The following is a 22,715-nucleotide window of genomic DNA, read 5'->3' as shown; positions in this document are numbered from 1 at the left end:
TATGCGAACCAAACAACATGGCATCGGCCTGATCGAGCTGATGGTGGCTATGACCATCAGTCTGTTCCTGATGATCGGGCTGGGCAGCGCCTACTTCGGCATGCGCCAGAATTCCATTTCCAGATCCGGCTTGTCGCAGTTGCAGGATCAGCAGCGTACCGCGATGACCTTGATTGCGGGCGCGGTGCAGCAGGCGGGATTTTTTCCTACGCCGCTGACGAATACCAATGCGACAGTTTTCCTGGCTTCGCAGTCGCCTTTTACGGTGGCTGGAACGCCGGTGACCGGAACCGCCTCTTCGTTCAGCGTCAGATATGTGACCGCCGCTGCGGCGCCTCTGCCGACCTGCGCCGGCCTGTCCAGCGGCGCCGCCACTTACGTCGATACCTATAGCGTCTCAACCGATGGCAGCAACACGCTTAACTGTGCCGAGACCGTCAATGGCGTGGCGGCCACCACGCAATCGCTGGTCGGCGGCGTGGCCAGCATGCAGGTGTTGTTTGGCGTCGATACCGATGGCAAAGGTTCGGCATACCAGTATCAGGCCGCCAGCGCCGTGCTTGACTGGAGCCTGGTCAAGTCGGCCCAGGTCACGCTGAACTTTAATAATCCGCTCAACGGCCAGCCCGGCCAGCCTGCAACCATACCGTTCACGCGGACTATCGGTTTGATGAACACGCTATGAATAACAGAAGACAAGACGGCTTCGTGCTGATCAGTGCGCTTATTTTTTTGGTCCTGATGATGTATCTGGGGGTTGCGATGTTCCGCGGCTTCGGCCTGGATCAGATGATGGCATCCAATTTGCGCGAAAAGAGCCGGGCCACGGAAGCGGCTCAGGCTGCGATCGACTTTGCGGAGTGGTGGCTGATCCAGCCCGGCAATGCGACCACCGGTGTGGCTTGTACCGCAGCGGGCGCACAGACGGGTACGCAGGTCTGTACCGGCACCCCGAGCCTGACCAGCTTCGCCAATTTCACCGATACCACGGCGCTGCCTGTCAGCACCAGCGGCGGCGTCGGGAATTATTACGCCAATCCGATTTACTCCATTTACTACCTGGGTCTCGATACAGCGGGAAAGCAGATGTATTCCATTACTGCGCAAGGCTGGGGTGGTAACAAAAATGCCGTGGCGACTCTACAAACCGTGTTCAGGGTCGGCTGCAAAATCTGCGATCTAGGTAGCGAATAGGGGACCAAATTGAAAAAAATCAGTATCAAAAATATGAACCTGGCGGCTTTGCTGATGCTGCCATGCATTGCCGACGCTATCGTGGTGTCGGATAACTTTACCGTCGGTGCGGCGCAAAACAGCTGGACCGCGAGCGGCGGCGCCTGTCTGACAGCCGGCAGCGGCAATCCTTACGCATCGGGCGTCAGCGTGATCCCAGCCTGTGCCGCCGGCGGCGTCGGCGGAACCACCGGGACGCTGCCCGACGCGAGCGGTAGCGGTGCGCTGCGGCTGACCAATAATCAAGGTTCGCAGCATGGATCGGTGGTCTACAACGCGACATTTCCGACCGACCAGGGGATCCAGACCACGTTCACGACCTATGTCTATAACGGCAGCAAGGACGGTCCTGTGCATCTTGGGGCGGACGGGATTGGCTTTTTTCTGCTGGACGGGTCTTTAGCCACGCCGGGCAACGTCGGGGCGGCGGGCGGCAGCCTGGGGTATTCCTGTTCCAACCGGAACTCCCCTTATGACGGCGTCGCCGGCGGGTATATCGGCTTGGGCCTGGATGAGTGGGGTAATTTCTCTACCGGCTCCGGCGACAGTACCGCCACCAGCGGGCCCAAAGGATATGCGCCGAACAGCATCGTATTGCGCGGCGGGGGCTCGGTGAATGCGGCCAATTTTAAAGCGCTCGGTTATAAATACGGCGCCTCCGACATCGCCTCCGCTTGTCAGACAGGGAAGGCAACCATCGCTTCTTCCGGCAGTACCACCGCGATCCTGGATTATCCCTACATTACAGGCGTGACCCTGCCGGTTCACTATCCGCTGCAGTCCGGTGATATCCCGATGGCGCAGAGCTACACCACGACTCGCCCGAATGCTGTTCCGATTACTTACAAACTTAAAATCACGCCGGGCGGCTTGCTGAGTCTTTGGTATAGCTACAACGGCGGGGCGTATACCACGGTCATCACGAACAAGAACATTCTTGATTCGAAGGTCAGCGGTCCGCTTCCGAGCTCGTTCCGGTTCGGATTCTCGGGCGGTACCGGCGGCTCGACCAACGTCCATGAAATCACCTGTTTCATCGCCAGTCCGGCTAATGAGTCTTCCAGCAGCGGCGGCATCAATACCGTCAAGGGGGCGCAGGTACAAGCCGGCACCCAGGTGTACTTTGCGATCTATCATCCGGACAACTGGTGGGGGCAGATGACGGCCAATTCGGTGGTGACTACGGCCGGCGTGCCGTCAATCTCGAATACGGCCAATTGGGATGGCAGTTGCAACCTGACTGGCGGCGGCTGCGCGGCGCTGGGCACCGATGCAAAAGGCATCCCGCTCAAAAGCGTTACCGCGCAAACCACACGCACCGTGTTGACATCAGACGGCAGCGGCGGCGGCATTCCGTTCACCTGGACCAGCGGGATAACCACCTCGCAGCAGGCGGCGCTCAATGTCGGTCCCGGCAATGTGGTCGACACCAATGGGCAAATCCGGCTCAATTTTTTGCGTGGCGACCGCACTCAGGAACAACCGACCAAATCATTGCGTCAGCGTACCGGCGTGTTGGGCGACATCATTGATTCCAGCCCGACCTGGGTTGGTCCGCCCAGCAAGCCTTACCAGGCAACTTGGGTAGACCGCTTGTATCTGGCTGCCAAAAATCCGGAGACCAGCTACGCCGCATTTGTCGCGTCCTCAGCAGCGACCCGCACCAACGTGGTTTATGTCGGCAGCAACGACGGCATGGTGCATGGCTTCCAGGCCGGCAGTTACAACACGGACGGCACCTACAACAGCACCAACAACGACGGCAAGGATGTGCTCGATTATCTGCCGGCCAGCGTGATCGCCAACCTGCCTACATTTACCGATCCGCTGTATTCGCACGCTTATTATGCGAACGCGACACCCGCAAGCGGCGACCTGTTTTACGGCAGCGCCTGGCACACCTGGCTGGTCGGCGGTTTGGGGGCCGGCGGCAGCGGGATCTATGCGCTGGATATCACCGACCCGACGCAATTCAAAGAGTCCAATGCCGCAACCTTGGTGAAAGGCGAGTGGACCAATTCGACACTGACGGAGCTTGGCAATACCTACGGCACACCGTTGATCCGGCGTATGCATAACGGCCAATGGGCGGTCATTTTTGGCAACGGCTATAACAGCGCCAATGGCAAAGCCGGCATTTACATCATGACGATCGACCCTGCAACGGGCGCAAAAACCTTCAACTGGCTGCCGACCGGCACTGGCACAAGCAGCAACCCTGACGGCATTGCTTATGTCGCGTCGGCCGACCTGGATAGCGATCACGTGGTCGACTACCTGTATGCCGGCGATCTGCTGGGGAATGTCTGGCGGTTCGATGTGACCAGCAGCAATACGGCCGACTGGGGCGTGTCCAAGTACGGCAATAAAACCGCAACTCCGCTCTTTACCGCCAAAAATAGCGGCGGCACCGCGCAGCCGATCACTACCCAGATCCAGGTGTCGTCGATCCCGGTAGGCACGACAAATCGGGTCTTGCTGATGTTTGCCACCGGCCAGAAAACGCCCTTCACCTCGGCCGCAGCCGATACCTATGCGTCCGGCACCCAGACCGTCTATGGCGTGTGGGACTGGGATATGTCGAACTGGAATAGCGGTACCACGACAGCCAATAAGGTGGTGATACCGGCGTCAGGCGTGCAATACGGTTCCTTGACAGGGCCGCAGTCGATTGCCCGCAGCAATCTGACCGCGCAAACCACGACGGCGGTTGCCGATACCTCGGGCGGACAGGTGCTTGGCTATCGCACGCTGAGCAACAAGACCGTCTGCTGGCAAGGCAGTCTCAGTTGTGCTGCGCCGACCAAGAACGATCAGTTTGGCTGGCTGCTTGATTTGCCGTTGAGCGGCGAACAAGTGGTCTATAACCCGGTTATCAGCGATGGTGCGCTGGAATTGAACACCACGATACCGCCGTCCAGCGGCGCCTCTAGCTGCTCGATTTCAGTGCCGACCGGTTGGACCATGGCGTTCAATCCGTTGACCGGCGGCACATTCGCGCAATCGTACTTCCCCAATAACGTCAATAAATTGGTCGTCATGGGGAACCAGTTGAATGCGGCAGGCAGTCCGGGCACCACCTCGGTCGGCAGCGGCAAATATATATTCGAACCGAATACCAGCGGGGTGCCTTTGATGGTGAAGAAAAATCCGCCAAATAACATGCTCGGCAAACGCATCACCTGGAAGCAAACACAATGAAAAACAGTCGCGGCTTTACCTTGATCGAGTTGATGGTGGTGGTGGTGGTCATCGCCATCCTTGCCGCCGTCGCGCTGCCGAGCTATCGCAGCTCGGTAATGAAATCCCGGCGCTCCTCCGCGCAGGCGGCTCTGCTGGACTTGGCGAGCAGGGAGGAGCGCTACTATACCGCCAACAATACCTACGCTTCTGATCTCCCGACGCTGGGCTATCCGGCGGGATCGACGACCGTGGCGGTGCCGGATAGTAATAACTATTTCTACGATCTGGCGGCTCCTACCTTGACCAAAGATGCCGGCGGCGCCGTCACCGGCTTCAAGCTGCAAGCTGCGCCGGCCAACTCGCAGACCAAAGACACCACCTGCGGGACCTATACCTTTACCAGCCTGGGGCTGCGCGGCAATCAGGATTCCTCGGGTACCGCGTTGACTTCATGCTGGAATTGAATCGGCCTTGGCAAGCCGGCAGGGGCTGAGGCAGCGGCCCGCACCCGTGCGCGGCGCTTCTTCAGCCAGATCAGCACGCCGGTCACGCTAAGCAGCGCGACCAGCAAGCCCATAACGGAAATCAAAATGCGTCCCGGCAGGCCCAGGATGCGTCCCGAGTGCAGCGGGAACTGCGCTTGCATGAACAGATCACCGGCGCTGCCGGTGCCGGGGATTTTGGCGCCGGCCGGGTGGCCGCTGGCAGCGTCGAAATACAGCCAGGCGTTGCCCAGGCCGATATCGCCGTGATCGTTGCCGGGCTCGAAAAAGCCGACGCCGTACAAGCCGAATGCGGAAGAATAAAAAACGCCGCCGGCAGGCAAGGTCCAGCCGCGACTATGCGCTTCGGTGCTGGCCAGTTGCATCACTTGTTCGCGGCTGATACCGGCGTCGGTCGCTTGCGCGGGAGGCTTGGGCGTGCGGGTTTCGAAGGCGGTCGGCGTCAGCGTCGAAAAGCTTTCGATGATGGGCCGCATCAGCGGTCGCTCCAGGTTCATCGACACCGAAGTCACCGCCAGCACCAGCAGCAAGCCCCAGATCCAGACGCCGCCGGAGCGGTGCAGGTCGAAATTGAGCTTGTGGCCGCCTTGCCGCCAGCGGAACGCGAACGACTTGCGCCAGCTGCGCCAGTTCGGAAAAGACAGCCATAACGCGATGAAACAATCGAGTGCCCATACCGCGCCTATGAGGCCCATCAGCCAGATGCCCAGCTCGATGCCGCCGACTTCCGGCAGATGCATCGTGTAATGCAGCTTGTATAGAAACGGCAGCAGGTTCTCGCGGCTCAGCGACAGCGCGCCCCACATGCGCCGGCCCTGGATCTCGCCGCTGACCGGATCGACTGCGATCTGGTTGTAGCCAAGGTCATACGGCTGTTTGGTTGTGGGGTCGATGCGGCCTTCGACCATCATCGGGATGGTGTGTCCCGGCTCGCTTTCGGTCAGCACATAGGTCACCCGCAGGCGCGGTTCCTGCGCTTCGACCCGGTTCGCCAGCGTCAGCCCGGATTGCGCTGCGGCGGGTGGCGACTGGCCGGCGCTGCGCGCATGGAACAATTGCGGATTGAGCCAGGCATCCAGCTCGTGATCCCAGGAGATGATCGCGCCGGTGGCGCCGGCGATGAACAGGAACAGCGCAGCGGCCAGGCCGAACCAGCGGTGCACGATTACAAGCAGGGGACGGAGAGTCATGGCGCGCATGTTCAGTATGTCCAGTTGACGGCGACGCTGCCGTTGATCGGTGCGCCGTAATACGCTTGCGACGCGTACAGGCTGGACAGGTGCTTCTTGTTGGCGACGTTGTTGAGGTTGGCGCTGACGCTCAGCTGCTTGCTGATGTCATAGCGTGCCATCAAGTTCAACAGCGCATAGCCTTGCTGGACGGTGTTGATGGCGGCACTTTGCGCGTAACTGGTTTTGCCTTGCCAGTTGACGCTGGCGCCGACGGTCAGCTGGTCCAGTTGCGGCAGGCGGTAGGTGGTCGCCATGCGCAGCAGTTTTTTAGGCACGTAGGTCTTAGCCGCATTGCCATCCTTGTCCTTGACCGTCATCACGGTGTAGCCGAGGCTGCCTTGCCAGCCCTTGGCCAGTTCGCCGGATAGCTCCAGTTCCAGTCCCTCCGAATGCGCGTCGATGCCGCGGTAGTAAGTCTTGGCGCCGTTCATGCCGGCTTGTTCCGCGGCGTTGCGCTGCTCGACCCGGAACAGCGCGGCCGACGCGTTCAGCCTGCGCGCGAAAAATTCGCTCTTCAGGCCCAGCTCGTAGCTCTTGCCTTCGAGCGGGGCGAGAGTCGCGCCGGAAATGTCGGTCTGATATTGCGGATTGAAGATCTCGGTGTAGCTGCCGTAGGCCGACACGTTTTTGTTCAGGTCGTAGACCAGGCCGGCATACGGCGTGGTGGCGCTGGCCTTGGTCTGGTGGCCGACGCCGTAGGCGATGCCGCTGTTGTCGGCTTCGGTGTGGTTGGCGCCAATCAGCAGTTTGAGCTTGTCGGCCAGGTTGAGCCGGGTCGCGGCATAGACGCTGCTGCGTTTGTCGGTGTAGGCGCTGCCGTCGGTCGAGGCGTCGAAAGCCGGCTCCGGATAGCGGCCGTTGAAAGCTTGCTGTTCGGTCAGCGGCGTACCTATGCCCTGGCCGTAGTGCGAGATGTCATGCAGCGTCGATTGCGACCAGCTGACGCCGACAGTCAGATCGTGCTGGCGTCCGGCCAGCGCATATTTGCCGGTGGCGTAGCTGTCCAGCAGCTGTTGCCGGTTTTGCGAGTTGTACAGCGACGGGTAGCTGAACAAGCCGTCGCCGCTCTGCCGGTCGGGCGTGCCGTACACGTAGAACAATTTGCTGTCGCTGCTGAGCTCGTTGTAGCCGAGTGTGGTTTTCCATTGCCAGTCGTTGCCCAAGTGGTGATCCAGTTCGACAAAAGTGCGCCGCTCTTCGCTGTTCCAGAACGACCAGTCGGCCGAGGTGCTGGTATGGGCGCCATAATTGGTTTGCGTGCCGTCGCTGAAATACATCGGCAGCGCGCCCCACATCGCGCCCTTGGCATCGTTCTTTTGCTCGCTGTGGCCGATGGTCAGCAAGGTGTCGTTATTAAGCTGAGCTTCGATCACGGCGGCAAACACGGTCTTGTTCGGCCGGTAGCGGTCCAGGTAGGAATCGCCTTGCTGCCGCGCCGCGGTCACGCGGGCGGCGACGGTGCCGGCCTGGTTCAGTGCGCCGGAAACGTCGGCGTCGATCCGGCGCGTGTTCCAGGAACCGACGCTGAAGCCGGTCGCCGCACGCAAGTCGTAGGTCGGGCGCTTGCGCACAAAATTGACTGTAGCCGAAGGATTGCCGGTCGACGCCAGCAAGCCGTTGGCGCCGCGCACCACCTCTATCCGGTCGACCAGCGCGGTATCCAGATCGCCGGCCTGGTAGCCGAAGGTCATCGGTACGCCGACCCCGTCGAACTGGAAATTGGTGATGTCGAAGCCGCGCGCGGTGTAATAGGTGCGGTCGGTTTCCACTTTTTCGACGCTGACGCCGGTAGTGCCGGCCAGCACGGCGTTGATATTGTCGAGCTGGAAGTCATCCATCATGGCGCGGGTCACGACCGATACCGATTGCGGGGTTTCGCGCAAGGACAGGTCGAGCTTGGTCGCGGCATTGCTCTTGCGCACGGTATAGGCGCGGCTTTTTTCGGTGGCGCCTTGTGGCACCCGGTCCGCCGACACCACCAGTTCCGGCAGCGCGGCATCGTTGCGGGCGACCGTAGCTTGCTGGGCCAGCGCCGGCATCGCAGCTGACAGCGCCAGCAGCATGCACCAGGGTTGGAACAAGGGCTTCGATAGCGCTTGCAACGTTAGCGGGGAAGACGAGGGGCGATGAGGCGTGGCGAGGTGTTCAATGGCAGGGGCAAGACGAGGCATCGGTTATTTCCTGGATCAATCGGGAGAGTGTTTCTTTACGGTTGCAAATAAGAATTATAAAGGTAATGAGAATCGTTACCAATTAAAGATTGTATTTTATTCTAGATCTTTGTGTAGGCTTTTTTGCAATCTTTATGCTGATCAATAGGCTCTAAAGTCCCCGCGCAATGAAAAAACGACCCGGCGCACAGGCGGCGGGTCGTTCGAGCCAAGCTCGCGGCTTACAGGCCGAGGTCGCTCAAGCCAGGATGGTCGTCGGGACGCCGCCCCAGCGGCCAATGGAACTTGCGCTCGGACTCCTGGATCGGCAGATCGTTGATGCTGGCGTAGCGGCGCTGCATCAGGCCGTGTTCGTCGAATTCCCAGTTCTCGTTGCCGTAGGCCCGGTACCAGTTGCCGGCGGCGTCGCGGCACTCATAGGCAAACCGTACCGCGATCCGATTGCCGTCGAACGCCCACAATTCCTTGATCAGCCGGTAATCTAGTTCCCGTTCCCACTTGCGGGTCAGGAATTGCACGATCTGCTCGCGCCCCTGCGGGAACTCGGCGCGATTGCGCCACAGGCTGTCGACGGTATAGGCCAATGCCACCCGCTGCGGGTCGCGGCTGTTCCAGCCGTCTTCGGCCAGCCGGACTTTCTGCAGCGCGGTCTCGCGGGTGAATGGGGGCAGCGGCGGGCGTGCTTCGCTTGCTTGGGTCATGTAAAGCTCCTTGGTCAGTGAGTGAAGGCAGGGATCGAATCAGCCGCCGCAGATCGTTGATTCCAGTCCGGGCAAGCTGTTTGACGGTCACTTTACAAAATTCCGGTGCCATTAAGAATGCTTAAAAAATACAATTGATTATTCTCTTGGATGGAATGGCAAATGGATCGGTTTTATTTGATGAGCGTGTTTGTCGCGGTGGCGGAAGAAGAAAGCTTCGCCGGCGCTGCGCGCAGGTTGAACATGTCGCCGCCGGCGGTGACCCGTGCGATTGCTGCGCTTGAGGAGCGGCTGGGGGTGAAGCTGCTGAATCGCACCACGCGCTTTGTGCGGGCCACCGATGCCGGCTTGCGCTACCTGGAAGATGCCCGCCGCATCATGGCCGACGCGGATGAGGCCGACGAGGCCGCGGCCGGCGTCAACGCCGCGCCGCGCGGCCACTTGGCGCTGACGGCGCCGGTGCTGTTCGGGCGTATGTTCGTGACGCCGACCATGGTCGATTATTTGCGCCGTTTTCCCGGGATGTCGGTGTCGGCGCTATTCCTGGACCGCGTCGTCAATTTGCTGGAGGAGGGCATGGATGTCGGCATCCGGATCGGCGAGCTGCCCGATTCCACCATGAAGGCGATCAAGGTCGGCCACGTGCGCCGCGTGGTGTGCGCCGCACCGGCCTACCTGGCCGAGCACGGCGTGCCGGCCAGTCCGGATCAACTGGTCCAGCATGCGGTGATTGTCTCGACCGGGATCTCGACTGCCGAGTGGCGCTTCGGCGCCGGCAGCAAAACCAGCAGCGTCAAACTGAAGCCGCGGCTGACGGTGACCAGCAACGACGCCGCGATTGAAGCGGCGCTGCAAGGGTTTGGCGTGACCCGCTTGCTGTCGTATCAAATCGCCGCGCATCTTGATTCGGGCCAGCTGCAAGCGGTGCTCGGTAGTTACGAGCCACCGCCGCTGCCGATCCATGTTTTGCACCGCGAGGGGCGGCAGGCAGCGGCCAAGGTCAGGACCTTCGTCGATCTATTGGCTGACAAGCTGCGCGCCGAGCCGGCGCTGCGCTGATCAGACCTGCCAGGCGCCGTCGCGATACACCTGCTCATCGTCCAGGTGGACCGATTCCGTGACGGCAAAGACGTCGATGTGATGTCTGGCGTCTGCCCGTCGGATATGGGGTTTGTTGTACACCCCGTGCTTGGCGCCGAGCGACAGGTGGATGCCGCACATGCGTTCGTAGGTGCCGATATCGCACACAGTGCGCTCGCGGGTGAATGCGCGGTTCATGCCGAAGCCCAGTTCACGCACCCAGATTTGCCCCTCGTCGGCGCGAATATTGGCCAGCACCTGCTCGAACTCAGGAGTGGCATCAATGGTGTCCGTCACCCGTCCCTTGCTGACCACCAGCGTGATCGGCACTGCCGGTTGATTGACCTGGAACGAGGTGTCGCCAAACACAAAAATCCGCACCCGGCCATTGACCGACTCCAGGTCTTGCGCCTCGGTGAACACCTCGCCGATCGGGAACTGGCCGCCGACGTTTTTCATATCGCTGTAGTCGCCGACGTTCAGCTTGGCCGGCTCGAAAGGAGAGCCGAACACCAGCCGCTCGCCGCCGCTATCGACCACCCCGCCGCGGGCGCGGTCGATGCGCTCCTTCAGCGCGTAGCCGACGCCGCGGAAATACGCCGGGTCGTACGCCAGCGACTCGATGTAATACAGCGCCTGCGAACCCGTCATGCGGGACAGATGCGGATGTTCGATCACCTTCAGCGAGCGCTTGAACAGCTCGATCCTGATCCGGTAAGCCTCCAGCCGGAAACTGGTCGATTGAATCAGCACCACCAGATCGGACGGCGCCAGCGGCTCAAAAGCAGCGAGCACGGTTTCCGGCGCAACCGCGTCGAAATCGATGAAAGTCGCGTTCGGCAGGCAACGCCGGTATCCCTCGGTCAGCGTCACCGCCAGTTCGCAGCGCGCATCGAACACAATCAGCGCCGCTTGCGGATGCGCATGCTCGATGGCGATGGAAAGAATATCTTGCAGATGTTTGCCGGCGGCATCCTTGGCTTCCTTGGGGATCATGCCGCTGGGCTGGTGGCGGAGGGCTTCGTTGGCAAATGGCGTCATCGTCTGGTTATCGCATGAGGGAAAGTTGTGGAAATGCAAGCGCACAAGCCACCGGGCCATGCCATTTCGTAACGGACAGGCATTTTAATTCACATTGCAAGACCGCTATGTTTTCAGATCAAAGCGATGCCAGCATTTGTCGAACATGGTCTTGCACAAGCGGGTCGCTCAAGCCCAAATGCCCCTTGGTTTCAATCAAGCGATCGCGGCACCGTTCCGGCCAGCCGAAAGCATCGTCGTCAATTGCAAACCAGCTCGACGGCTTGCGTCGTTCGACATCGTTCCAGACTTGCATGCCGCGCGGCAGCATATCGAATTCCGCTGCATCCAGTTTGGGATGCAAAAAGGTCGCACCGATCACCCGTTCCTGCAATGCTTCCGACAGTTCATGCCGGGTAGCGTCGAATCCCAGCGACCTGATCCAGCAGGTCGACAGCACGATCTTCACATCCGGATATGGCGCCAGCAGCTCTTCCAGAATCGGCATCCACTCAAAAAACGAGCGGTCCGGCGTGGCGATGTATAGACCGCGCTTGCGGTTGCGGATGACTTTGTCGTCGTGCAATACGCCGTTGTAGTCCAGGTATAAGATTTTCATGATGTTTCGGTTATCTAGGGTGAGTCAGAGGCTTTGTTTTGGATTGCGGGTGGGGTGGGTTTTTAGTGTGCCTTGGGGAAATATTCCGGACCGATTGGCGATAGCAGCATTTTGCGTGTTCGCTATAAAAATGGCTGTGGATGCGCATTTTAAGGCGCGGAGCGATCTATGTCTAAAAGAGATGTCGCACCGTTTCGTCTGATTGACTGTTTACAGTCCAGATCAACCGGTGGAAACGGAGTTCTTGAACGTCTGCTATGCAGCAATAGCGGTCTCTCGAAATTTTTGATGAATGGCACAAAACGTTCCACCAGCGGACGTTTTTGGGAATTTTGAAGCAGTTGAACTCACCCGTCTGCGTGGAGTTTTGCGCAGGCCGTGGCGTGATAGGCTAGGTCCATGACAGCGAAGCACTATCACTGTCTGGGATCCCTTTCGTTCTTGATTCTGCGTCAAATTAGACGCGGCCACCAAAATTCAATGAGTCCCGTCCAAGGTGAGGCATGGAGCGACAGGTGCCTCTGCACCCAGCGCGCTATGGGTACTCACTGGAACAAAGCTTATTCCTTCAGCCACGTCTTTTTGATATTTTCAAAATCGAGGGATTTCCATTCCTTCTTCCAAAGTTCGAAATATGGAATGTCACTCGAAGAAGGCGATGGGGCGCACGGGGCGATCTGCACGAGGGATGGCATCACGACGGCCTCCCCGATCAACAATGCCTCCCCAGCACCTAGCGTAGGCAGTTTGTCGCACAGATTCCCGAGCGTGTCGGGAAGCAGGCGCGCGACATAGCTTTGGTCGCTCGGATTCGTCAGGCGCATCGCTATGAAATTGCTGCATTGGGAAAAGATCGTTTCGGAAATCTCTGATGGCCGCTGACTCGAAAGTAGCAGCGTAACACCGTATTTTCGGCCTTCCTTTGCGATCCGTTCGATGGACATCTTTGATGCCCGGTATTTCGCCAGCTCGCTGTTTGGGACGTACTTATGGGCTTCTTCATAGACGAGTAAGATCGGGGCGTCGTTGTTGATCGCCTCACCCGCGTGGCTGCGCAATACTTTGTAGTAGTAGCCATACTCGAACAGAATTCGGGAGATGAGCGAAACCGTAATGCTCAGCACCTCGAACGGTACGCCGCTGAGGTCGATAACCGTCACATTCGCTTTGTTCGCGTCATAGCCGAGCAAAGCCTGCAGGGTTCCTTCGAGAGTGGCGGTGTCGGCCGCCGTTCCAAAAAGGAAGTTCAGCCGCTCCTGGGAAACCTTCGATTCGAACCGCGTATAGAATTTGTCCAACGTCCCGTCGGCATAATCGCCCTTGGTGATGCTTTGAGCTTTCGGCTGGTGGAAATCCAGTCGATTTTCAAAATACTTGTTGAGCATGTCCTTTGAAGAAAGCAGCAACCCATGGCTCGCATCGGTCTTACCTTCGGCAAGAAGCGTGTACGAGCCATCGTTGACCATATATCGGGACTCGTTTTTTGCGGTTATGGTTTCGCTCTTGATGTTATACAGAGCGTTCAGCACTTCCTGAATCTTGAATCGCAAAGGACTGTCATAGAAAACCGACTTGGCGCTTGGGTTATGTTTCCGCTTGTTCTCTGTCACGAGATTGCGAAATACCGACGACTGGTTGTAGTTGTCACGTTCGCCTGTGTCCAGCAGGATCTCCTCCAGTTCCTCGCTGTTGAGCAGCCAATACGGAAGATTCAGGTTGTCGATGTCCAGAAAGTTCGCGCTTGGGAAAGCCGTCTTGTACTCGGAATGGATATCGAAAATGATGACGTGCGAATTATTGAGGGAATACGTGCCGTCCTTCGCCGACACCGCTTTCTGAACAATACTAGAAATCGTGTGCGACTTGCCCGCTCCCGTTGAACCTACGACAGCAATGTGCTTGTTGAAGAACTTGTTCCCGTCCACCGGGATGCTGACATCCACATTGGCCGCCAAAGTGCAGAACGTGAATTTCTTGGCAGGCTTGACCGATTCGTCAAAAATCTTCTTAATGTCTTCCTCCGTCGCCGGCGCAACCCCGGTCGGAGGGATCGTCAGCGTGTCGCCGCCACGAATGAATTTTCCATCACGGATGATCCCCAGGGGCAGTGCTTCGATGACGTGACGTCGCTTCTCTTGGTCGATAACCTCGATGCAGAAATTTTCTATGATAGCAATAAGCGCGCAATCCTCGTTGTCCGTGATCCGCAAGTACGATCCCACCTTGATGGGTTCGCCACCCGAAAAGGCGGCAATGTCCTCAACCGAAATCTTCACTTTGTCAGGGAAAACGGCGATCACTTCGGCGTGGGTCTGGTTTCCGATTGGCATGTTATATAACCTCGTTAATGAAATACACGGTGTCGGTCTTGATCTTGTTGTGTTGGATACCGTCCGGCACGGCGGCGGCGTCCAACGGCGCGGTCTTGAAGAAATCGAAAATCTCCATCGTCGATCCCGTAATTGATGAGGCTACTTGTCCGATCTGCGAAGCTGATCCGATGAATTTCAGTTGCGTAAGATTGTCTTTTGTCGGTGGCCGCGCCAGGCGTACTGCAGAGAATTGCGCGCCGTTGAACGCGTGCCCGTCAGCCAGCTCGATGCCTTGTCCAAGCAGGTTTTCTTTCAGCGAAATCAATTCTGCAGATGAAGCTCCTAACACCAAGACATAGGGACAGAACCTATCGGCCAGCGAGGTATTCCTGTTTTCGACGTGCGAGAAGCGCTTGCCAATCTTGGCGAGCAATTGCGTCAGATTCGCTAGGTCAAATTCTGATGCTGTGTCGAGCACGAAAATGCGGGTAGATTTCGGGACTTTTGTGGACGATGGGAAATGGAAGTGCTTCTTCTTTACCTCGCGTGTGTAGTATTCGTCGCCGAACTTCTTGAGCAGCCAGGCACTGAATACGATGTCCTTGCGGTTTACCCGCGCGATGAACTGGGCCTTGGAGATTTTCCTGTCGTTTAGATTCGCCTTGATCGCTAGCGACTGGATCACATTGATGGCATTCGGATAGTAGAAGACTTCCGCATCCTCCTGCAGGCAACCTGGAATCTGCGATCTCAAGAGGCACATGGCTTCGTCCTGCTGGTCGTCGTAGGACATTGCACGGATGTTGATTTCGAGAAGCTGGCGGAAGCTCTCCAGTTGCGCGTCGCTCATCACGAGTTCGGCATGCACCTCGTGGGTGACACCTTCGGACTTGTAGGTAAGTAAATGCTTCTTCAAGAATTCCACATCGAAATCAGCGGGCAGCTTTTCCTGGCCGCTCTTGTAGTACCCGTAGACGCGATAGCTGAAGTCTTGCCCGCTAGTACAACCGTTGTCCTTGAAGTGACGCAGCATATGGATCACCGCGTCCTTGATGACCGAGTGGTTGTATTCGGTGCCTTCATAATATTTGCATTGGGTGAGGACGTTTTCGCCGCCCTCGGTCAGGTCAACATCCTCGATCCCCTCTACGGTGACAACGGCGCTCGCAGATGCCGCGGACAGAATCTGTACGATTGTGTGGTCAAACTGATAGAAATAGCCCTTTATGGGGGCATTGGCGGAGCGTGTCGTCATGAATCTGTATGGGCTAATGGCCGATCGTAGGGAGTATCTGCTGTCGCGGAGGTCGCAGTGCCTAACATGGGATAGATTATTGGCAAATATCGTTTTTACGCGACACCTCCGCTGCATAGAATGCGATTTGGCAACAGTAGCACAAAGGCAATTTCATCGCGGAAGCTTTTTGCAATCTTTGACTACTGGCAGCTAGACGCATTCGGCCTGCTCAGAAATGCATACTTTGCAACAGAGGGACGGTGATTGCCGAATCCTTCGAAATCGAAACTGCCTACTGAGCCCATTTATCACGCAGTAGCAACTGGGCATTTGTAATCAACCATCCAAGAAATCCGAATAACGGTTTTCAGTCTGTCGCCGACCTTCAACTGGAGATATTCGACCGGCCGAACTGCGTCATTCGTGAAAAGCCGAGTTAGGCCCAAACTGGCCGGTGAGTCTTGGCCGGTGAGTCGCACGGAAAGCGAACGTTCAACACTTCGCATGAGCGGCCGACGGAAGGTTCATTCTCCAGGCGGATTAACTACCCTCAAACGCCCGCTGCAAAGCCGCAATATCAAGCTTCGTCATCGTCATCATTGCCGCGAATGCGCGTTGCGATGCCGCGCTGTCTGCCGTACTCAGCATCTTGATCAATGCGCGCGGCACGACTTGCCAGGACAGTCCGTACTTGTCCGTCAGCCAGCCGCATTGTCCTTCCTGTCCGCCTTCGGATAATTTGTGCCACAGGGTATCGACTTCCTGCTGCGTATCGCAATTTGCCACCAGCGACACGGCGGGGGAGAACTTGAATTGCGGGCCGCCGTTGAGTGCCACGTACTCGTTGCCGTCGAGCGTGAATTGAACGGTCAATACGGAGCCGGCCGGGCGTTGCGAACCTTCAGGGTAGTACTTGGTGTCGACGATGTGCGAGTTGGGGAACAGGCTAACGTAGAAGGCGGCCGCTTCCTGAGCTTGATCGTCGAACCAAAGGCAGGTGCTGAGTCTTTGCATGGTCGCGTGCTCCTGGTATGGGTTGCTGCGAGATGTGGTCTGAATGAACGATCGTTGGCGGTATTTCTATTTGGAACTGATTGCAGTTTATGGAGCGGGCAGGGTTTGTCAACGTGGTTTTGGCGCGTGCGCGAATGCCGCGGGAGGGAAGCGGGGACGCCCGGTCTTGCGGCATTCCCCGTCATTTACTGCTGATTATCGCTTGCTGCTAACTAATTAATTAAAACTTGTGACGCAGGCCGACGCGCAACACGTTTTGATTGCTGTCGTCCGCCGGCGCAACGCTGTAGGCCGCGTTGATCACGCCCGGGTTGTTGACGTCAGTTGAGCGCTGATTGCTGTACAAAGCGTACACATCGGTGCGTTTCGACAGAAAGTAGTCGACGCCAAGGTTGAGCTGGGTGGTCTTGCCCTTGGTCGAGCCGGCTGTTTTGCGGCTGATGTCGGCGCGGTCGAAAATCACGCTGCCCAATAGGTGCAGATTTCCGGACAGTGCGTAATCGACGCCCAGATCAAAGATGTTGGCTTTGGTGGCGGTCGTGATGTTGACCAAGCCGGTTGCTGCGGTGGCCGTCGCCAATGGCCGTTTTGCCTGCGACCATGCGCCGTAGATCTTGGCCGGGCCGGCTTGGTAGCTGGCGCCCAGGGTGAAGGTTTTGAGGTCGGTGTCGCCGGCCTTGGCCGGTGCTGCGTCGGCAGCAAGTTTGGTTTGGAAGTACGCCGCGCCGATGCCGAACGGGCCGTTCGCATAGTTGCCGCCGAAACCGAACGTTTGGCCGGCCGAAGTTTTGCCTGCAACTTCGCCGAAGCCGTAGAACAAGTTGCCGGTAAAGCCGCTGACGTTGTTGCTGTCGTAGCGGATCGAATTGTTGGTGCGGGCGCCCGAAATGCGATCCAGGTTGTTGAAGTGGCCGCCCTTGACGCCGTTGCCTCCGAAGGTTTGCACCGATGTGTATTTATTGCCGATGTCTTCCAGGAAGTCGGTTTGACGGCCGAGCGTCACAGTGCCGAAGCCGCCAGCCAGGCCGACTACCGATTTGCGGTCAAACAATGTGTTGGCGGTCGCCAGTGAGCCATCGTCTGCATTGAAGCCGTTTTCCAGTTGGAAAATCGCTTTCAATCCGCTGCCAAGATCTTCCACCCCTTTAAAGCCGATGCGGGAAGTCGACAGATCGCCCGAATCCAGGCTGAAGCGCTTGTCGTTTTTTGCGCCGACTTTGCTGGTGTAAGTGATGCTGGTATCGACCACGCCATAAATGGTGACATTGCTTTGAGCTTGTACGTTGGCGCCGATCAGAGCGAGGGCGGCTAGCGCGAATGCAGTTTTCTTCATTTCTTCCCTTTGTTAGCTTAAATATTATTTTGATGTTCGCTCCAACGCCTGAGCTGATGCGTCAGTGATGCAACAAATCGTTACTTATTGTTACAAACAGAACGGGATAGATATTACCTACTAATAAAGAAATTGCATTAATTTTTCTGCATTTGTTTTTGATTTTTTATAAATTGGATGGGGTTGATGATTTATGTTGTTTTTTAACAGCTGTTTATGACATTTATGACTTTGTTTATGCGATTTTTGCTCGAATTTTCTCGCCTGTAATGCGCTTTATCCTCGTCGGAGGTGACTTAAAGTCCCGCAAGCGACAGGCGCGCGGCCAGCAGGTCGATCACTGCGCGCACTCGTCGCGATGTCCGTCCTTCCGGCCATACGATATGAATCGGCGTGCCGGGCAATTCATATGCATCGAGCACCAGTTCCAATTGCCCGGCGTCGACCAGGCTATGCACCTGCCACAGCGGGGCCATGCACAAGCCGAGCCCGAGAGTTGCCGCCCGATGACGCGCCAGCGCACTGTCGGAGCTGAAGCGGCCGCGCACCTCAACGTTGCCGGAGGTGAAAGCCCAGCTTTCCTTCTGGCTGGCGTTGCGCCGCAGAATGCAGTCGTGCTGCGCCAGGTCGGCGGGCTCGCCGGGACGGCCGCGGCGCGCCAGATACCCGGGGGCGCCGACCACCACACGGCGCCGCAGCCCAAGTTTTTTTGCCTTCACGTCCAATTGATTCATGGGGCCGATCCGGATCGCCAGATCCAGGCCTTCTTTGACCAGATCGACTTGGCGATCCGATAGCGCCAGTTCTATCGTGGTTTCGGGGTGGCGTTCGATGAAGCCGGCCAGGATCGGCATCAGGAACTCGGGACCGAACAAGGTCGAGGCACCGATCCTGATCGGGCCGCTCAATTGTGCGGCTTCATCCAGCGCTTCCGCGTGCGCGTCGGCAATGTCGGCCAGCACGGTCCGCAGGCGGGCGGCGAATTTCACGCCGGTCGGCGTCGGGCTGCAGCGCCGCGTGGTGCGCGTCACCAGCGTCAGCCCAAGCTCGTCCTCCAGATTTTTCAAAGCCGTACTGACGGCTTGCACCGAACGTCCGAGCCGGCGCGCTGCCGCGGTCAGGCTGCCTTCGTCAATCACGGCGACGAAGGCGGCATAGTCTTGTAGTGAAGTCATTTTCATTGAAAACATCAAAGTCTTTCCATAAAGATGCTAATTATCAATTAAATCGGCAAAGTGCATACTTGCCTCATCGCATTTTTTGAAGGAGTTTGATATGACAGTTGATGTGGCAAATGAGCAGACCCGTTCCGTAGCGCAAGATGTCGGGGATGTGGCCGCGCCGCCGGTTTTGGTGCCTGTTCCGTATGGTCTTTCGCTGACGCTGGCGGAAGCAAAGTCGGTGGTGCATGCCGCCGAGGAATTTGCGCGGGAACGCGGCTGGCCGATGGTGATTGCGGTGGTCGACAGCGCTTGCCAACTGATTCTTTTGCACAGGATGGATCAGGCCCAGCTAGGGAGCATCGAGGTCAGCCGACAGAAGGCCGAGACCGCGGTGGCTTTCCGGCGGCCGACGGCGGTTTTTCAGGAGGCGCTGACACAAGGCGGGATACATCTGCGGCTGCTGGGGATGAATAATTTGACGCCGCTCGAAGGCGGCCTTCCTTTGTTGCGCAATGGTGCTGTCGTTGGAGGGATCGGCGTATCCGGCATGCAGTCGGATCAGGATGTGCAGGTTGCCTTGGCTGGGGCCGGGGCGCTATAAGCAAATCGTCCGCTCGTGATTGCATTTTGCCGGCCTACGTCTTATGGATGCAGTTTCTCGTGCCGTTCCAGCATTTGTACGAACTGCAGAATGCGCTTGGCGCGCGTTTCGGCCTTCTTGGCGGTTTGAATCCTGAACAGGACCGCGTAGCGATTGTGGCTATCAAGGGTGGCGAAAAACGCTTTCGCTTGTGCGTTGGCGTCGAGTGCCGATTGCAAATCGCTGGGCACTGTCGCCTTGCTGGCCGAGTCATAGGCGGCCTCCCAGCGGCCGTCGCTCTTTGCGCGCTCAATCTCGTTGAGCCCGGCGGCTTGCATTTGGCCGCTATCGATCAGCGCCAGCGCTTTATCGCGGTTGATCTTTGACCAGATGCTTTTTGCCGAGCGCGGCGTGAATCTCTGCAGCCAGTAGTGCGCGTTGTCACTCTTCTTTTGTCCGTCTATCCAGCCGTAGCACAGCGCCGTTTCCAGCGCCTCACCGTAGGAAACCGACTGCTGGCCCGAGTCCTTCTTCGCCAGCCGCAACCACACGCCGGACGACTTGCCATGGTTTTGTTTTAGCCATGCGGCCCAGGATTTCTGGTGATCAAACAGCAGTGTCGATTGGTCGTCGATGGGGGTGCGATCGAGGCTCATCTGTTTTTCTTGGGCGCGGCTGATGGGGGAGAGCATTCTAATACGGCTTAATGCAGTCGCGACGCGCATCGTCATCCCCCCCCCCGGTGCTGGCCGCTTGGGTGAAGCAAACTCATTGCTGCTGGATCGCGCTAGGCGGAAGGTTTAATGTTTTGATTCATGCGGAACAGGTTGGTCGGGTCGTATTTGCTTTTTAGCTGAACCAGCCGCTCGTAATTGGGGCCATATGCCGCCGGGATGCGCTCGCCTTCTTCCTGGGTCATGAAATTGACATAGACGCCGCCGGTCGCATACGGCGTGGTCGCAGCGAAGAACTCGCGAGCCCAGCCGATGCAGGCTTTATCCTGGTCTGGCTGGTCCCAGCGGCTGTGCACGTTGAGGACGAACTTGGCATCGCGATGGGTGTAGGCGGTGGCCTCCTTCGGCACGCGGTTCGCTAGCCCGCTCACCAAGCCGATGAAGATCTCGCATTGGGGACTAGGGAGTTTGCTGGCGTACTCGATCATGGTGTCGATGGCGCCGTCGCTGAGTTCGGTGAAGTTATGCGATTTCCAATAGTTGCGGGCCCCGGGAGTTAGCAAGGGGTCGAATGTTTTTTGCCAGGCCGCGTAGGGCATCGGCCCGATGTGTTCGCCATGCGGCTGGGCGAAGTTGCGCAGCGGCTCGATCGCGCGTCTTCCCGCCTCGATCTCCCCAGCGTACAGAAACGGCACCACCATGACTTCCTTGCCATGAATCTCTGTCGGCAGGAACGGCAGCGGCGGAGCCTTGCGCAATACCACCCACACATTCAGCTCCTCGGGGATTTGATCGGCCAGCTCACGGTACTTGACGAGCAGGGGCTTGGCTTGAGCGAACGGAAAAACGATGAGTCCGCCCAATACCTCGGGGCCGACCGGATGCAGCTGAAACTCGAACAGGGTGACGATGCCGAAGTTGCCGCCGCCACCGCGAATCGCCCAAAACAGGTCGGGATTCTCTTGCGCGCTGGCGTGCAGCCGCTTGCCGTCGGCGGTGACGACGTCGGCCGACAGCAGGTTGTCGACTGTCATCCCGTGCTTGCGGGTCAGCCAGCCGAAACCGCCACCCAGCGTCAGCCCGGCGACGCCGGTGGTGGAATTGATGCCCAACGGAGTAGCCAGCCCGAAGGCCTGGGCCTCATGGTCGAAGTCGGCGAGGGTGGCGCCGGGCTCGACATATGCTCTTGATGTCTCGGGATTGATCCGCACCGATTTCATCAGGGAAAGGTCGATCATCAGGCCATCGTCGCAGACCGCATTGCCTGCGATGTTGTGACCGGCGCCGCGAACGGAGAGCAGCAGGCCGCGCTCGCGCGCGAAGTCAACTGCGCGCATCACGTCGGCCACGCCTGCGCAGCGCACGATCACGCCGGGTTTGCGATCGATCATGGCGTTCCAGATGGTGCGCGCGGTGTCGAATCCCGGGTCGGGCGGCAGTAATACCTGGCCTCTTACTTGCGACTTGAATTGTTCGATGACTTCTTGCTGAATCCCAATCATGGCGAAGCTCCTTTCTTGCGCGTAGTCCAAGGCGCCAGGTGGGGGCGAGCTACAGCCGCCGCTGGCCGTAAACGGATACTTCAAGATAGCACCGACCACTGAAAATGCTACCTGCCGGACCGTATCGCTCGGCTGTCGGCAAAGGCGTGGCGATGCGGCTGCATCGGGGCTTCAACCGAACGGCCGCACGCCGATCAACCAGCCATGTAGAAGGAATGCGAACAGCGCCCAGGTCGCGAGTCCGACCATGACTGCTACAGCATCTCGCGTGAATGTTCCGGCCGGGTACTGCGTCCCTGCCAGCCGGTCGCGGCGGCGCGACGACGCAAAATCCGTCACCGCCCAAGCCAGGAAGGCGCCAAACAATACAAAGGCCGCCAGAGTGCCGTTCGCGAGCAAGTGCGCCACTGCCCAGAACTGGACCCCAAGCAACATTGGATGGCCGACAACGGCCTTGAAGTGGTTGCTCGGTATATAAGCCGCCGCGATCAGAACGAAAGCCAGTGCGGTCAGCAAGTCGGCGAGATGTCGTGCCCAAATTGGTGGCGTCCAAAGCGCAGCCGGGTGCCCATGCGCCAGTCCGTAACCCCAGACGATCAGCGCCAGCCCAACCGCCGACGCCAGCGCGTACAAACCTTTCCAACTGGTCGGGCCGATACGCGCAATTTGCGCTGCACGCCAAGGCTCGGCGACGATGCGGACCGAGTGCGCGCCAAGAAAGATTAGTAATCCTAGTATTAGTAGTGTCATGTCGGGAGATGCTTTCTGTCGGGCAATCGTTGCAGTCTAAGAGTTGAATGTCATTTGTCAATGCGGTTGCGGCGCTTGATCGCGGAATTGAGAAAGAATTGATATAACTGGTTTTTTCAAAAAAGCCTTGCCAGTGTTGAAAAAGGTTTGCTATAGTTCGCCTCCCGTTGAGAACGACGCGAAATAAAGAGGCAGCGAAGGCTGTTTTTGAGCGCGAAATTCGATGTGGGACGCAGGTGAAGGAATGGAGGTTGAATAAAGAAGTTTTTCGGAAGAGTAACAAAAAGTAGTTGACGAAAAACTGGAAACGCCACATAATCTCATCTCTCTGCTGCTGACAAACAAAACGCTTTGTTGGTGACGCGAACGACGCAAGTCGGCGCGACAGCGGACCAGGTTCTTTAACAA

At 58.1% G+C, this 22,715-nt stretch carries 19 protein-coding genes; 6 read left to right on the top strand and 13 right to left on the bottom strand.

Features of this window, described 5'->3' with window-relative positions:
- The first annotated feature begins 1 nt into the window (after position 1).
- The 4 genes from ACFPM8_RS06090 to ACFPM8_RS06075 are packed head-to-tail and all read left to right on the top strand — an operon-like array spanning position 2 to position 4,880.
- The gene (locus tag ACFPM8_RS06090) at positions 2–685 is read left to right on the top strand and encodes a PilW family protein (RefSeq protein ID WP_378996067.1); all 684 of its coding nucleotides are present in this window, start codon (positions 2–4) and stop codon (positions 683–685) included.
- Complete coding sequence (locus tag ACFPM8_RS06085) at positions 682–1,194, top strand: pilus assembly PilX family protein (protein ID WP_378996065.1); 513 nt, start codon at positions 682–684, stop codon at positions 1,192–1,194. The genes ACFPM8_RS06090 and ACFPM8_RS06085 overlap by 4 nt, the downstream gene beginning before the upstream one ends.
- Positions 1,195–1,203: 9 nt before the next feature.
- On the top strand, positions 1,204–4,434 hold the full coding sequence (locus tag ACFPM8_RS06080) for a pilus assembly protein (RefSeq protein WP_378996063.1): 3,231 nt from the start codon (positions 1,204–1,206) through the stop codon (positions 4,432–4,434).
- Positions 4,431–4,880: a type IV pilin protein gene (locus ACFPM8_RS06075; RefSeq protein WP_378996061.1), complete on the top strand. Its 450-nt coding sequence runs from the start codon at positions 4,431–4,433 to the stop codon at positions 4,878–4,880. The genes ACFPM8_RS06080 and ACFPM8_RS06075 overlap by 4 nt, the downstream gene beginning before the upstream one ends.
- On the opposite strand, the gene ACFPM8_RS06070 is transcribed toward ACFPM8_RS06075, so the two are convergent.
- From ACFPM8_RS06070 to ACFPM8_RS06060, 3 genes are all read right to left on the bottom strand, one after another.
- Entirely contained in the window at positions 4,838–6,109 is a 1,272-nt protein-coding gene (locus ACFPM8_RS06070) for a PepSY-associated TM helix domain-containing protein (protein WP_378996059.1), read from the bottom strand. The two genes, ACFPM8_RS06075 and ACFPM8_RS06070, sit on opposite strands and share 43 nt — an antisense overlap.
- Positions 6,110–6,120: 11 nt before the next feature.
- Positions 6,121–8,322 carry a TonB-dependent siderophore receptor gene (locus ACFPM8_RS06065; protein WP_378996058.1) on the bottom strand — a complete coding sequence of 734 codons (2,202 nt, stop codon included), beginning with the start codon at positions 8,320–8,322 and terminating at the stop codon, positions 6,121–6,123.
- A gap of 221 nt (positions 8,323–8,543) precedes the next feature.
- A complete protein-coding gene (locus ACFPM8_RS06060; RefSeq protein ID WP_378996056.1) occupies positions 8,544–9,023 on the bottom strand; it encodes a nuclear transport factor 2 family protein in 480 nt (159 codons plus the stop codon).
- Between the two features lie 162 nt (positions 9,024–9,185).
- On the opposite strand from ACFPM8_RS06060, the gene ACFPM8_RS06055 reads away from it, so the two are divergent.
- The gene (locus tag ACFPM8_RS06055; RefSeq protein ID WP_378996054.1) at positions 9,186–10,082 is read left to right on the top strand and encodes a LysR family transcriptional regulator; all 897 of its coding nucleotides are present in this window, start codon (positions 9,186–9,188) and stop codon (positions 10,080–10,082) included.
- Here ACFPM8_RS06055 and ACFPM8_RS06050 read toward each other — a convergent pair whose 3' ends face one another.
- The 7 genes from ACFPM8_RS06050 to ACFPM8_RS06020 all read right to left on the bottom strand — a co-directional run bounded on the left by ACFPM8_RS06050 (position 10,083) and on the right by ACFPM8_RS06020 (position 18,813).
- Positions 10,083–11,099, bottom strand: a complete 1,017-nt coding sequence (locus ACFPM8_RS06050) for a M29 family metallopeptidase (RefSeq protein WP_378996127.1) — start codon at positions 11,097–11,099, stop codon at positions 10,083–10,085. It lies immediately after the preceding gene.
- A gap of 163 nt (positions 11,100–11,262) precedes the next feature.
- On the bottom strand, positions 11,263–11,742 hold the full coding sequence (locus ACFPM8_RS06045; protein WP_378996052.1) for an HAD domain-containing protein: 480 nt from the start codon (positions 11,740–11,742) through the stop codon (positions 11,263–11,265).
- A gap of 560 nt (positions 11,743–12,302) precedes the next feature.
- Positions 12,303–14,072, bottom strand: coding sequence for an anti-phage-associated helicase HerA (herA, locus tag ACFPM8_RS06040; RefSeq protein ID WP_378996049.1), 1,770 nt, complete (start codon positions 14,070–14,072; stop codon positions 12,303–12,305).
- A gap of 1 nt (position 14,073) precedes the next feature.
- On the bottom strand, positions 14,074–15,309 hold the full coding sequence (locus ACFPM8_RS06035; RefSeq protein WP_378996047.1) for a DUF4297 family anti-phage-associated protein: 1,236 nt from the start codon (positions 15,307–15,309) through the stop codon (positions 14,074–14,076).
- 522 nt (positions 15,310–15,831) lie between these two features.
- The gene (locus tag ACFPM8_RS06030; protein ID WP_378996045.1) at positions 15,832–16,305 is read right to left on the bottom strand and encodes a VOC family protein; all 474 of its coding nucleotides are present in this window, start codon (positions 16,303–16,305) and stop codon (positions 15,832–15,834) included.
- Positions 16,306–16,525: 220 nt separating this feature from the next.
- A complete protein-coding gene (locus ACFPM8_RS06025; protein ID WP_378996042.1) occupies positions 16,526–17,638 on the bottom strand; it encodes a porin in 1,113 nt (370 codons plus the stop codon).
- Positions 17,639–17,934: 296 nt separating this feature from the next.
- On the bottom strand, positions 17,935–18,813 hold the full coding sequence (locus ACFPM8_RS06020) for a LysR family transcriptional regulator (protein ID WP_378996040.1): 879 nt from the start codon (positions 18,811–18,813) through the stop codon (positions 17,935–17,937).
- A gap of 100 nt (positions 18,814–18,913) precedes the next feature.
- Here ACFPM8_RS06020 and ACFPM8_RS06015 point away from each other — a divergent pair, with 100 nt between their 5' ends.
- Positions 18,914–19,402: a GlcG/HbpS family heme-binding protein gene (locus ACFPM8_RS06015; RefSeq protein ID WP_378996039.1), complete on the top strand. Its 489-nt coding sequence runs from the start codon at positions 18,914–18,916 to the stop codon at positions 19,400–19,402.
- Between the two features lie 41 nt (positions 19,403–19,443).
- Here ACFPM8_RS06015 and ACFPM8_RS06010 read toward each other — a convergent pair whose 3' ends face one another.
- The 3 genes from ACFPM8_RS06010 to ACFPM8_RS06000 form a co-directional block, all read right to left on the bottom strand.
- Positions 19,444–20,037, bottom strand: a complete 594-nt coding sequence (locus ACFPM8_RS06010) for a YdeI/OmpD-associated family protein (protein WP_378996125.1) — start codon at positions 20,035–20,037, stop codon at positions 19,444–19,446.
- 131 nt (positions 20,038–20,168) lie between these two features.
- A complete protein-coding gene (locus ACFPM8_RS06005; RefSeq protein WP_378996036.1) occupies positions 20,169–21,557 on the bottom strand; it encodes an FAD-binding oxidoreductase in 1,389 nt (462 codons plus the stop codon).
- A gap of 171 nt (positions 21,558–21,728) precedes the next feature.
- Entirely contained in the window at positions 21,729–22,307 is a 579-nt protein-coding gene (locus tag ACFPM8_RS06000) for an NnrU family protein (protein ID WP_378996033.1), read from the bottom strand.
- Positions 22,308–22,715 lie beyond the last annotated feature (408 nt).

Origin of the sequence: Paraherbaspirillum soli (assembly GCF_042654985.1) — a bacterium.
GTDB lineage: Bacteria > Pseudomonadota > Gammaproteobacteria > Burkholderiales > Burkholderiaceae_D > Paraherbaspirillum > Paraherbaspirillum soli.
The sequence above is the reverse complement of the archived record's forward strand: the minus strand, read 5'-3'. Positions and strand labels throughout refer to the sequence as shown.